Below are 12622 nucleotides of genomic sequence, written 5' to 3' on the forward strand. Positions count from 1 at the left end.
GCGCCTACGTCATCCCGCGTTCCTGATCAGGTCGGCCGCCTTCTCCCCGATCATGACGGCCGGGGCGTGGGTGTGGCCACGGTTCAGTGTCGGCATGATCGACGCGTCCACGACCCTGAGCCCTTCGACACCGCGCACCCGCAGCTCGGGGTCCACGACGGAGGCGTCGTCGACCCCCATGCGGCAGGTTCCGACGGGGTGGTAGAGGGTCTCGGCGCGCTCGCGCACCCACTGCGCGAGCTCCTCGTCGCTCTCCGGCCCCCAGTACGGCGCCATCGGCCCACCCGCGTACGGCTTCATGGCGGCGGTGGCGAACACCTGCTTGGCCGTCTTCAGCCCTGCCACCAGGCGCCGGAGGTCGGCCTCCGCGGTCAGGTAGGCGGGGTCGATCACCACGTCGCGTCCGCTCAGCCCGACCCTGCCGCGGCTGTCCGGCTGCAGCAGCACGACCCCGACGGTGATCCCGTGGCCGGCCGGTTCGGACAGGCCGTGGTCGACGAACGGCACGGGCGCGTAGACCAGCTCGATGTCGGGAGCGGGCTCCTCGTCCGAGGTCCTGATGAACGCCACGGCCTCGCCGATGTTCGTGGTGAGCATGCCGGAGCGCAGGACGAGATAGCGCAGCAGGTTGCCGATCGACTCGGCCTTGGTCAGCGTCACCGGTTGCCGGCACTCGACGAACACGCCCGTGGAGAGGTGGTCCTGCAGGTTCTTGCCGACCTCGGGCAGCTCGCGCACGACGGGCACCCCGGCGTCGCGGAGCTCTTCCGGCGCGCCCACGCCGGAGCGCATGAGCAGGTGGGGCGAGCCGATCGTACCGGCGGACAGGATGACCTCGCGCCTGACTCCGATCCGCCCGCCGCCGTACTCGACGCCGGCGGCCCGGCGGCCGTCGAACAGCACCCGCTCGACGGAGGCCCCGGTGATCACGTGGAGGTTGGGCCGCTTCATGGCCGGGTGCAGGTAGGCGTCGGCCGCGCTCCATCTGCGGCCGCGGCGCTGGGTGACGGGGGTGGGGCTGTAGCCCTCGTTGGAGCGCCCGTTCAGCTCGCTGAGCCGGGATAATCCCAGCTCGTCGCAGGCCTGGAGGAACGCGGCGGTGGTGACGTTGGGGCTGCGCAGCTCGGAGACGTACAGAGGGCCCGAGGTGCCGTAGACGCCGCCCTCGTTGCTGCCGACGCGGCGCTCGGCCCTGGTGAAGTACGGCAGCACGTCGTCGTAGGTCCAGCCGGGCACGCCCCACTGGTCGTAGTCGCGCTGGCAGCCGCGCACCCACATCTGGGCGTTCATGGAGGACGAGCCTCCGATCACTCTGCCCCTGGGCCAGTAGAGCTCGCGGCCGGACAGCTCGCCCTGCTTGGCGGTGGTGAAGTTCCAGTCGTCGCCGGTCTTGAACAGCTTGGAGAAGCCCGCGGGCATCCGGATCTCGAGCTTGCCGTCCCGCCCGCCCGCCTCGACCAGCGCCACCGACACATCCGGATCCTCCGAGAGGCGGCCGGCCAGCACGCAGCCCGCCGACCCCGCTCCGACGATCACATAGTCGTACTCCATGACCCTCCTTGGGGAGTGTTTGCTCCCTGCTTACTCCAGGCGCAGGGGCACGTCCATATCCCGAGGTGGCCCCCGCAACCTGCGACGGGCCGCGTCCGGGGCGCCACAGCGGGAGAAATCGCGATTTTGCCCTACCGGCCGGTATGTTGCCCCTGCGAAGATGGCGCCGAAGCCTGCTGAGAGGGAGGAAGGCGTCATGCTCAATCTGTCGGTCGTCCTGGAGGACAGCGCCAGGAACACCCCCGACGGCACCGCGATCGTCTTCGGCGACATGCGGCTGCCGTACTCCATGATCGACACTGTCGCCAACCAGGTGGCCAACCTGCTGGTGTCGCGCGGGATCGGCAAGGGCGACAAGGTCGCGCTTGCCTGCCCGAACCTGCCGTACTTCCCGTTCGTCTACTTCGGCATCCTGAAGGCCGGCGCCACGGTGGTGCCGCTCAACGTGCTGCTGCAGTCCCGCGAGATCGCCTACCACCTCGACGACAGCGACGCCAAGGCCCTGTTCTGCTTCGAGGGCACGCCCGAACTGCCGCTGGGTGAGCGCGGGAAGGCCGGGTTCGAGGCGACCGCCGGCTGCGAGCACTTCTTCGTCCTCCCCGCCACTCCGCTGGCGACCGAGTCCGAGCACGGCGAGTCGATCTGGGCCGCGCTCGGCGGGATGGCGGGCGAGTTCGCGACCGTGCAGACCGCCGCCGACGACACCGCGGTGATCCTCTACACCTCGGGCACCACGGGCCAGCCGAAGGGCGCCGAGCTCAGCCACCAGAACATGCTGATGAACGCCATGGTCAGCGACACGATGTTCCCCGACAGCGAGGGCGGCGACGTCTATCTGGCGGTGCTGCCGCTCTTCCACTCCTTCGGCCAGACCGTCGTCATGAACACGGGTTTCCTGCGCGGCTCGGCGATCGTGCTGATGCCGCGCTTCGACCCCGGCGAGGCGCTCGCGCTCATGACGAAGGAGAACGTCACGTTCTTCGCCGGGGTGCCCACGATGTACTGGGGCATGCTCTCCAAGATCCACGCGGACGGCGTGGAGGTGCCGCGCTCCCTGCGCGTGGCCGTGGCGGGCGGCGCGTCCTCGCCGGTCGAGGTGCTCAAGGACTTCGAGCAGACGTTCGGGGTCGGCATCCTGGAGGGGTACGGGCTGTCGGAGACCGCGCCGGTGGCCAGCTTCAACCAGCCCGGCCGGCCCGCTAAGCCGGGCACCGTGGGCACGCCGATCTGGGGCGTGGAGATGAAGCTGGTCGACGGCGACTGGAAGACCGTCGAAGGGGAGGGTCCCGGCGAGATCGCCATCCGCGGCCACAACATCATGAAGGGCTACTACGGCCGCCCCGAGGCGACCGCGGAGGTCATGCGCGACGGCTGGTTCAGGACGGGCGACATCGCGACCCGTGACGCCGACGGCTACTATTCCATCATCGACCGCTCCAAGGACATGATCATCAGGGGCGGGTTCAACGTCTACCCGCGCGAGCTCGAAGAGGTGCTGATCACCCACGAGGCCGTCTCGCTCGCCGCCGTGGTCGGGGTCGCCCACGACTCCCACGGCGAGGAGATCAAGGCGTACGTCATCCGCACGCCCGGCGCCACGATCACCGAGGACGAGCTGATCACCTGGTGCAAGGAGAACATGGCGGCCTACAAATATCCGCGCATCATCGAGTTCCGCGACGAGCTGCCGATGACGGCCACGGGCAAGATCCTCAAGCGGGAGTTGCGCTAGGCGCGACGTGCCGGGCGCGTGCCTCCCGCGCCCGGCCCTCATCGGCGGCCTTCCTGTCACCACCGAGAGAAGGGGAACGCTGCCGCATGCCCGAACACCACGACCGCTACATCGTCATCACCGGAGGACCAGGCTCAGGGAAGAGCACGCTGGTCGAGCACCTGGGCGCCCAGGGGTTCGCCACGCGGCCCGAGGCCGGGCGGGCGATCATCCGGGACCAGGTGGCGATCTCCGGCCGCGCGCTGCCCTGGGTGGATCCGGAGTTGTTCGCGGAGCTGATGTTGTCGTGGGACCTGCGCTCGCACCGCACGGCCCCGGGGCCGGGACCGGTGGTGTTCGACCGGGGGCTGGTCGACACCATCGGCTACCTGCGGATGCTGGGGCGTCCGGTGCCGCCGCACCTGCTCACCGCGGCCGAGACGTTCCGCTATCACCGGCGCGTGTTCGCCGCCCCGCCGTGGCCCGAGATCTACGAGCACGACAGCGAGCGCAAGCAGAGCCTGGAGGAGGCGGAGCGGACCTACGAGGCCGTCGTCCGGGCCTACGCCGACCACGGGTACGACGTGGTGGCGCTGCCCAGGGCGCCGGTCGAGGAGCGGGCCGCGTTCGTCGCCGGCGCGGCGCCCCTCTCGTGAAGCGGCCCGCGTTCCCGTCACGACAAGGAGACCTGATGCTGGCGCTCTTCGACGGCGGGGGGCGGGCCTGCGGACGATCTGGGTCGACCGGGGCATGGTGGCGGAGCCGTCCGGGGGCGGGGCCGACCATGTCGTCTCCGCCATCGACTGGCTTATTGACGGGAAATCGCCTGGTTCGTACCGATAGCGTGGATCGCGTGCGAGATCGGCCGGAGGACTTCGACGAAGGGCTGCTGCGTCCCGCGCTGCGCGCGTGGGACGTGCGCGCCACCAGGCTCGACTACGCGCCCGTCGGGTTCGGCGACTATCACTGGGTCGCGGGCGACGAGGGCGGGCGGCGGTGGTTCATCACGGTCGCCGACGTGCGGCGCCGGACGTTCGACGGGCTGGGGCTGGCCATGGACACCGCGGTGGCCCTGCGGGACGAGGCGGGGCTCGGTTTCGTGGTGGCCCCGCTGCGCGCCTCCGACGGCACGACGCTGCGCCGGCTCGACCGGCACCGCTACGCCATGAGCGTCTTCCCGTACGCCGCGGGCGCCGCCGGGCATTTCGGCGATGAGCTGACGGCCTCCGAGCGCGGCGCCGTCATCGACCTGCTGGCCGAGTTGCACGCGACACCTCCTCCGCTGCCGGCCCCGTCGCGCCCGCCGGAGCCGGCCGGCCGGGCTGTCCTGGAGTCGTGCCTGGGCGAGCCGGACCGTCCCTGGCTCGGCGGCCCGTTCTCCGAGCCCGCCGGGGAGCTGATCGCGGAGCATGCGGGCACGCTGCGCCGGAAGCTTGCGGAGCTCGACCAGTTGGCGGGCGTCCTCGGCGAGCCGGTGGTGACCCATGGCGAGCCGCATCCGGGCAACCTGCTGTGCGCGGACGGCCAGTGGTCCCTGGTCGACTGGGACACGGTCGGCCTGGCTCCGCCCGAGCGCGACCTCTGGCTGGTCGCCAAGGAGCCGGGCGACCTCGCCCGGTACGCCGAGGCCACGGGCCGCACGCCCGACCCGCGGGCGCTGGCGTTCTACCGGCTGCGGTGGGCCCTCGACGACGTGGCCGAGTTCGTGGAGTGGCTGCGCTCGCCGCACGGGCGCACGCCGGACGCCGGACAGGCCTGGACGTCGCTGGCCGGCACGCTCGAGGAGCTGCGCGCGGCCTGCTGACGGCAGCCGAAACTTTCAGCCCGGCGTCGCCCTCCGCCGGCCCTTCATGGCAGCTCAGCATGTGTTTCACCGCACGGTTCCGTGCCGAGGTGATTGCCAGATTGAAAGTTTCTCTTCACACTCGCAATGTTTCAGCCGCGTGGGAGAGGAACCCGATGAACCTGAGATCCCGGATAGCAGGCGCCGTGACGGCCGCCGCGGCCCTCGTCATCGCCGGCCTGATCACGGCGACCCCGGCCTCCTCCGCCCAGCTGACGGAGGTGACCGGCTTCGGCGCCAACCCCAGCAACCTGCGCATGCACCTGTACATCCCCGACGGCGTGCCCGCCCGCCCGGCGGTCCTGGTGGCCGTGCACTACTGCACCGGGTCCGGCCCCGCCTTCCACTCCGGCACGGAGTTCGCCTCGCTGGCCGACCGGCACAAGTTCGTGATCATCTACCCGTCGGCGACCAGGAGCGGCTCCTGCTTCGACGTCTCCTCGCCGCAGGCGCTGCGGCACGACGGAGGCAGTGACCCCGTCGGGATCGTCTCCATGGTCAGGTACGTCCAGCAGCGCTACGGCGCCGACCCCGACCGCACCTACGTCACTGGGGCGTCGTCCGGCGGCATGATGACCAACGTCCTGCTCGGCGACTACCCCGACGTGTTCAAGGCCGGGGCGGCGTTCATGGGGGTGCCGTTCGGCTGCTTCGCCACCACCGACGGCTCCAGTTGGAACAGCGCCTGCGCCAACGGGCAGATCAGCAGGACGCCGCAGCAGTGGGGCGACCTGGTGCGCGCCGCCTACCCCGGCTACAGCGGCCCCAGGCCGCGCATGCAGATCTGGCACGGCACCGAGGACGGCACGCTGCGCTATCCGAACTTCCAGGAGCAGATCAAGCAGTGGACCGACGTCCACGGCCTGAGCCAGACGCCCAGCCTCACCGACCGGCCGCAGCCCAACTGGACCAGGACCAGGTACGGCGGCACCGGGACCACCCCGCCCGTGGAGGCGATCAGCATCCAGGGAGTCGGCCACAGCCTGCCTCAGAGCGGGATGGCCGCCGCGGTCATCGACTTCTTCGGCCTGTCGGCCGGCGGCGGCCCGACCACCTCGCCGACCGTCACGCCGGACCCGCCGGGAGCCTGCCGGGTCACGTACACCATGAACAGCTGGAACACCGGCTTCACGGCGGCCGTCACGATCACCAACACGGGCTCGTCGCAGGTCGGCTCGTGGGCCCTCGCTTTCACGCTTCCCCCGGGACAGACGGTCACCTCCGCGTGGAACGCCACCGTCTCGCCGGCCGGCGGCCAGGTCACGGCCACGAACGCCCCCTACAACGGCACGATCGCCCCGGGCGCGTCGGCGTCGTTCGGCTTCCAGGCCACGCACGGCGGGGACACCGCAGAGCCGGACGCCTTCACCCTCAACGGCGCCGCCTGCACGACCTCCTGACGGGAGAGCGGCTCCCCGGGCGGCTCTTGACGGCGCGTGTAAGGTTTCCGAAGTGCTTGATCGGCATCCGCGACAAAGGTGAGCCCATGTCATACCCCTCGCACGATCGCTATGATCGCCGCCCTGGATCGGCCGGACCACGGGTCAACCCGGCGCGCGTGTGGGGAGGAGGGGTCGCCGCAGCCGTCGTGGCCGCGCTGATCGCCGTGGTCGGCGTGATGATCAGCAAGAGCCTGCTCGGCATCCGCGTGATCGCCCCCGACGGCGATCCCGTCTACGGCAGCGCGGCGACCACGGGCTACGCGATCTCGGCCGCCGCGGCCGCGCTCGTGGCCACGCTGCTGCTCTTCGTCCTCATGCTCTCCACGCCTGAGCCGGCCAGGTTCTTCAGCTGGATCGCCGGGCTCTTCGCCGTCATCATCACGATCCTGCCGTTCATGCACTCCGCCGATCTCCTGGAGCAGATCGCCACGGCCGCCATCAACCTCGTCATCGGCATCGCCATCGCCTCGTTGCTGACGTCGATCGGGCGCACGGCCCTGATGGAGGCGCCGGAGCCCGAGCCCCACCCGTACGAGCAGCCCAGGGGCTACGATCCCCGCGGATACGACCAGCCCCGCGGATACGACCGGCCGCACTACGAGCAGCCCCGCCACGAGCAGCCGCGCTACGAGCAGCCCCGTCACGAGCGGCAGGGTTATGAGCGGCGAGGTTACGAACAGCGCGGCTACGAGCGCCGCGACCACGATCCCTACGACTGACGGCACCCGTCACGCGGGAGGACCGGCCGGCCCTCCCGCGCGGGGCCGTCACGGCCAGTCGACCGCCGGCCGCAGCGGCACCCCCGACCGGCCGTCCCGGTCGAGTTTGACGCCCAGCACCTGGTGGAGCTGCACCTTGTTGCGCTCGAAGCCCACGATGCAGCCCGCCATGTAGAGGGCCCACACCCGGGCCGTGCCCATGCCGACCTCCTGGACCGCGTCGTCCCAGTTGGCGTCGAGGTTGTCGCACCAGTGCCGCAGGGTCTTCGCGTAGTGCTCCCTGAGGTTCTCCTCGTGGCGGATCTCGAAGCCGAGGTCCTCCATCTGCCTGATCAGCAGGCCCACCGACTCCAGCTCGCCGTCGGGGAAGACGTAGCGGTTGATGAAGCCGCCCTTGTTGAAGGTCTTCTCCTTGCCGGTCGGCCGGGTGATGCAATGGTTGAGCAGACGCCCGCCGGGCTTCAGCTTCCCGTTCAGGAAGGAGAAGTAGGCCCGCAGGTTGGCCTTGCCGATGTGCTCCGTCAGGCCGATCGAGCTGACCGCGTCGAAGCCGGTCTCCTGGACGTCGCGGTAGTCCATGAAGCGGATCTCCGCCAGGTCCTCGAGGCCGGCGTCGGCGATGGCCTTCTGCCCCCACTCCGCCTGCTGCCTGCTCAGCGTCACGCCCAGGGCCTTGACGCCGTAGTGCTGTGCGGCGTGGATGACCATGCCGCCCCAGCCGCAGCCCACGTCGAGCAGGCGCATCCCCGGCTCCAGCCCGAGCTTGCGGGCCACCAGGTCGAACTTGGCGAACTGGGCCTCCTCGAGCGTGGAGCCCTCAGAGGGGAAGACGGCGCACGTGTAGGCCATGGACGGGCCCAGGACCCACGAGTAGAAGCGGTTGGAGACGTCGTAGTGGTGGTGGATGGCCTCGGCGTCGCGCTGCTTGGCGTGGCGGGAGCCGAGCCTGGCAAGGGCGCTCTGGCGCATCTCCTGCGGGGGCGGCGGCACGCGCATGAGCAGCGGCTTCATGCCGAGGGCCCGGACGGCGGCGAGCTTCTCCGACGTCGTGAGGTCGTTGGTGGTGATGTTCCACATGCGGTCGAGCAGGGTGTAGAGGTCTCCCTGCACGTCAAGGTGCCCGGAGACGAACGCCCGGGCCAGGCCCAGCTCTCCGGGAGCCTGGGCGAGGTAGGCCACCGCGATCGGGGACTTCACCTCGATGGCCAGGTCTGCCCCGTCCGGCCCGGCCTTGCTCCCGTCGTAGGCCGTGAACGCGACGTTCGCGTCAGTGCCGACGATCTTCTCGAAGATGGTTGCCAGCGCCATCCGTGTTTCACCTTCCCCGTACACACTTTTCGTACAGGTCCAGCAGGCGACCGTTCGGGTCGTATTCCCGCTTGACCGGCCGGTAGGCCTCGCCGTTGTACAGCTGCCAGAACTGCTCCGGGGCGTAATAGGAGGTCGAGTAGAGCGACTTGTGCCCGTCGAGCTCGTGGACCGACCGCTCGATGAGCCGGTTGTAGTAGCCGTCGAACTGCCCCCGTGGCAGCGGCACCATGCCCCAGAATCCGAAGTTCACGTACAGCTTGCCCGGCTCCAGCGGATAGAGCGGCCAGCGCGAGCCGGCGCGGAGCGGGCACATCCACACAGGTGTCATGCCCACCTTGTCGTGGAAGAAGTCAAGGAACTCGGCGCCGCGCTCGATCGGGACCTCGACGTCCTGGATCACCGACTCCTGCACGGGCTGGTCGCGCCACCGGTCGACACGGGCGGTCAGGCCGTATTTCCGGTCGAGCGCCACCAGTTTGCGGTAGACGTCGGAGCGCATGTAGCGGCGCGGCATGAGCGAGCGGATCATCGGCTGCTGCACGCCGAAGGCCCGCGAGCACCAGAACCAGTCGGTGTCCCAGCGCCACAGGTAGTCGCGGACGGTCAGCCAGTCGCGGCTGCGCTGCCGGATCGACTGGTAGTAGATGCGCATCCCGGTGTAGTCGGACACGTAGGGGGCACGATCGGCGAACCGGCCGAGCGTCAGATACATCTCCCCCGGCGTGAAGAAGACGCCGTCCACGAAGTCGACGTTCTCGCCGTCGTGGACCATGCTGTCGCAGATCTCCTGCATGGCCAGCATGCACTTGCCCGCGTCGGTGAACCTGACGTGCGTGAGATGCACGTACGGCCGCACCTTGCGGAGTTTGATCCGGATGCGCAGCGCGTAGCCCAGCGTGCCGTACGAGTTGGGGAACGCGCGGAAGAGCTCGCGGTGTTCGTTGTCCTCGCGGGCCACGACGACGCGCCCGTCACCGGTGAGGATCTCGAGCTCCTCGACCGACTCGTGCGGCAGGCCGTCGCGGAAGCTGGTGGACTCGATGCCGAGTCCGGTCACGGCGCCGCCCAGCGTGATGGTCTTGAGCTGCGGGACGACGTAGGGCATGAGCCCGTGCGGCAGCGTGGCGTCGACCAGGTGTTCGTACGTGGTCATGCCCTGGACCTCGGCCGTCATGCTCTCCGGGTCGACGCTGATGACCTCGTCGAGATCGCGGGCCGAGAGCTTGGCCGTGCGGCCCTGGTCGCGGAACCTGAAGAGGTTGGACGTCGATTTGGCCAGCCGGGGCGCGGCGCCGCCCGGGATCTCGGCGTAGGACCGCCGGATCTGCTCTACTGCCCGCTGGTGTGTCGACATCGTCGTCGTCACGGAAGCACCCCCTTGAGCCGGTAGAGATCGCCGGTAAGACGTTATCTCTCGCGGGCGGCCCGAACCAGACCGGGGTCGTTAAAGACACGAAAACTGTTTATCGTGCCAGGTGAACCGCCTGCATGGTAGGCGATTACGTAAACTTTCTGGAGATCAGCGGCCCGACACCGTTCAGCACGGCGTCCACCTTTCTGCCCTCGACCGCCGCGGCCAGGTTGTCCAGGGTGGCCGTGAGCAGGCGGCCGGTGGCCTCCGGAGTGACGCCCGCGACGTGCGGGGAGAGCAGCACGTTCGGCAGGTCGCGCAGCGGATCGCCGGGTGGCAGGGGCTCCACGTCGAAGACGTCGAGTGCCGCCCCGCCCAGGTGCCCGGAGCGCAGCACCTCGGTGAGCGAGCCCTGGTCCACGACTCCGCCCCTGGCCGCGTTGATCAGCAGGGCGCCCTGCTTCATGCGTGCCGGGTCGACGAGGCCGCGGGTCACGTCCGACAGCGCGATGACGACGACCACGACGTCGGCGACGGCCACGAGCGGGTCCAGGGCCTCGAAGCCGGGGTCGGGGCGCGGCGTGCGGGTCCAGTAGGTCACCTCGCAGCCGAGCGCGCGGAACAACGTGACGCACTCCGCGCCGATCGGTCCGTAGCCGACCACGCCGACGCGGCGGCCGCGCAGTTCGTGGGGCTGCAGGCCCTGCTGGGGCCACTCGCCCGCGCGCACGGCCGCGTCGGCGGCGGCGAGTTTGCGCGACAACGACAGCGTGGCGGCCAGGCACCACTCCGCCACCGCGACGGCGCTGACGCCGGGGGTGTTGGCCAGGGGCACCCCGGCCGCGGCCAGGGCGTCGAGGTCGTGACCGTCGACGCCCACGGACGGCTGCTGCACGAACGCCAGCCGGGGCGCGGCGCGGACCGCCTCGGCGTCCAGCGCGAGCGTGCCCGTCCAGTCGCCGAGCACGATCTCCGCCTCCGGGAGCACCGCCAGGAGCGCGTCGCGCTCGCGGGCCGCGGGAACGCGCACGGCCACCCGGTCGCCGAGCGGCGCGAGCAGGCGGCGCATCACCTCTTCGGGGAGCGGCGGCAGGGCGAGCAGGTTCCAGGGTTTCATGCGCCTACGGTAAAGCTGCTGATCACCTGCCGCATCAGTTCCCTGTTGCGGCGCCACTGCCCCTCGGTGACCGTCCAGGACAGGATGTAGGCGGTGTCGCCGATCGCGACCGCCCTGCGCACCTCGCGGTAGCGGACGCCCGGCCGTACCCAGCGCGCGTCGCCCGCCTCGCCGGCCGTCCAGGAGAACTCCCACTCCACGGCCTTGACGCCCTGGTGGGTGATCCTCCTGAGCCCGCGGTCGACGACGTTGACGGCGTTCTGCTTGAACGTCTCCTCGGAGTCGCGGATGATCTGGTGCGGGTCGAGTTCGGCGTAGACGGCCTCCACCCCGAGGTGCGCGCTCCTGTCCTTGCGCGTCCACTCGGTGTACGCCTCGGCGAGCGCGCCCCGCCAGCCCGTCGGCCGCATGATCGACCAGCCGTCCCGCGACTTCCACGCCCGCACGATCGGGACGGCCCTGGTCGCGCTCGGCGTGGGCGTCGGCGAGGCGCTCGGCTGCGTCGCCGTGGCGACCGGCGTGAGCGGGCTGCTCACCGCGGCCGGACGCGTGGTGGTGCGCGGCGTGCCCTCCGCCGGGGAGGCGAACTCGAGGTAGGCCACCGTGCCGCCCGCGATGACCAGCGCCGCCGCGGCGCCGGCCGCGAGCAGGGCCCGGCCGCGGCGCCTGCCCGGCTTCCTCTCCTCGACGTGCTGGTCGTCGTGCGAGGGCCGGTTCGCGATGATGGCCGCGAACAGCCGGTCGGCCTCCTCCGCGTCGATCCGGTCCTCGGGCTCCTTCTGCAGCAGGCCGCGCAGCACCTCGTGCAGGGCCGGCGGGATCCTGCGGTAGTCGGGCTCCTCGTTGAGCAGCGCGTTGAGCGTCGCCATGGGGTCGCCGCGCTCGAACGGCGAGCGCCCCACCATGCAGGCGTACAGCGTGGCCCCCAGCGACCACAGGTCGGAGGCGGGTCCGGCGTCGGCGGCGCGGACCCGTTCGGGAGCGAGGAAGCTCGGCGAGCCGGTGACCATGCCGGTCTGGGTGAGCGACGCGTCGCCCTCGGCGGTGGCGATGCCGAAGTCGGTGAGCACGGCGCGGCCGTCGTCGGCCAGCAGGATGTTGCTGGGTTTGACGTCTCGGTGCAGGATGCCGGCCTCGTGCGCGGCCTTCAGCGCCGACAGCACCTGCCGGCCGACGCCCGCCGCCTCGCGTACGGGCAGGGCGCCGGTGGTGAGCACGACCTCCTCGATGGACGGGTGCCGCACCAGCTCCATCACGATCCACGGCCGGCCACCGTCCTCGGCCACGTCATAGATCGCGACCACGGACGGATGGTTGAGCTGGGCCGCGGTGCGCGCCTCGCGGGCCGTACGCAGGAGTTGCCGCTCCTGGTCGGCGGGCGAGAAGCCCTCGGGCAGCAGCAATTCCTTGACGGCCACCTGCCGATTGAGCAAGGTGTCGCGGCCTTCCCAGACCACGCCCATCCCCCCGCGGCCCAGTTCGCGCAGCAACTGGTAGCGACCTGCGATGAGGTGGTTGCTCTCCGAAACCATGTCCTACCCCTGTAGCGGCGAGCGCCTGCCACGGGACGACCGCTG

At 70.6% G+C, this 12622-nt stretch carries 10 protein-coding genes; 5 read left to right on the forward strand and 5 right to left on the reverse strand.

Translation table 11 applies throughout. From position 1 onward, the window contains the following. Nucleotides 1-9: 9 nt before the first annotated feature. Nucleotides 10-1551 (reverse strand): GMC family oxidoreductase N-terminal domain-containing protein, encoded by a 1542-nt coding sequence (locus tag ABGB01_RS33225; protein ID WP_347777535.1) that lies wholly within the window; start codon nucleotides 1549-1551, stop codon nucleotides 10-12. 196 nt (nucleotides 1552-1747) lie between these two features. Here ABGB01_RS33225 and ABGB01_RS33230 point away from each other — a divergent pair, with 196 nt between their 5' ends. The 5 genes from ABGB01_RS33230 (at nucleotide 1748) to ABGB01_RS33250 (ending at nucleotide 7266) form a co-directional block, all read left to right on the forward strand. Beyond that, complete coding sequence (locus ABGB01_RS33230) at nucleotides 1748-3283, forward strand: long-chain fatty acid--CoA ligase (protein ID WP_347777536.1); 1536 nt, start codon at nucleotides 1748-1750, stop codon at nucleotides 3281-3283. 86 nt (nucleotides 3284-3369) lie between these two features. After that, nucleotides 3370-3918, forward strand: coding sequence for an AAA family ATPase (locus ABGB01_RS33235; protein ID WP_347777537.1), 549 nt, complete (start codon nucleotides 3370-3372; stop codon nucleotides 3916-3918). A 197-nt stretch (nucleotides 3919-4115) separates the two neighbouring features. Beyond that, nucleotides 4116-5066 (forward strand): phosphotransferase, encoded by a 951-nt coding sequence (locus ABGB01_RS33240; RefSeq protein ID WP_347777538.1) that lies wholly within the window; start codon nucleotides 4116-4118, stop codon nucleotides 5064-5066. 155 nt (nucleotides 5067-5221) lie between these two features. Continuing rightward, nucleotides 5222-6505, forward strand: coding sequence for a PHB depolymerase family esterase (locus ABGB01_RS33245; protein WP_347777539.1), 1284 nt, complete (start codon nucleotides 5222-5224; stop codon nucleotides 6503-6505). Nucleotides 6506-6591: 86 nt separating this feature from the next. Continuing rightward, nucleotides 6592-7266: a DUF6069 family protein gene (locus ABGB01_RS33250; protein WP_347777540.1), complete on the forward strand. Its 675-nt coding sequence runs from the start codon at nucleotides 6592-6594 to the stop codon at nucleotides 7264-7266. A gap of 48 nt (nucleotides 7267-7314) precedes the next feature. Here ABGB01_RS33250 and ABGB01_RS33255 read toward each other — a convergent pair whose 3' ends face one another. The 4 genes from ABGB01_RS33255 to ABGB01_RS33270 form a co-directional block, all read right to left on the reverse strand. Beyond that, entirely contained in the window at nucleotides 7315-8574 is a 1260-nt protein-coding gene (locus ABGB01_RS33255; protein WP_347777541.1) for a cyclopropane-fatty-acyl-phospholipid synthase family protein, read from the reverse strand. A 7-nt stretch (nucleotides 8575-8581) separates the two neighbouring features. Then, on the reverse strand, nucleotides 8582-9931 hold the full coding sequence (locus tag ABGB01_RS33260) for an FAD-binding oxidoreductase (protein WP_347777597.1): 1350 nt from the start codon (nucleotides 9929-9931) through the stop codon (nucleotides 8582-8584). Nucleotides 9932-10076: 145 nt separating this feature from the next. Next, nucleotides 10077-11045 carry an NAD(P)-dependent oxidoreductase gene (locus ABGB01_RS33265; RefSeq protein ID WP_347777542.1) on the reverse strand — a complete coding sequence of 323 codons (969 nt, stop codon included), beginning with the start codon at nucleotides 11043-11045 and terminating at the stop codon, nucleotides 10077-10079. Further along, nucleotides 11042-12577, reverse strand: a complete 1536-nt coding sequence (locus ABGB01_RS33270; RefSeq protein WP_347777543.1) for a protein kinase — start codon at nucleotides 12575-12577, stop codon at nucleotides 11042-11044. Before ABGB01_RS33270 ends, ABGB01_RS33265 begins: the two co-directional genes overlap by 4 nt. Nucleotides 12578-12622 lie beyond the last annotated feature (45 nt).

It is taken from the genome of Nonomuraea sp. B5E05 (assembly GCF_039880665.1).
In the GTDB taxonomy this organism is placed as follows: domain Bacteria; phylum Actinomycetota; class Actinomycetes; order Streptosporangiales; family Streptosporangiaceae; genus Nonomuraea.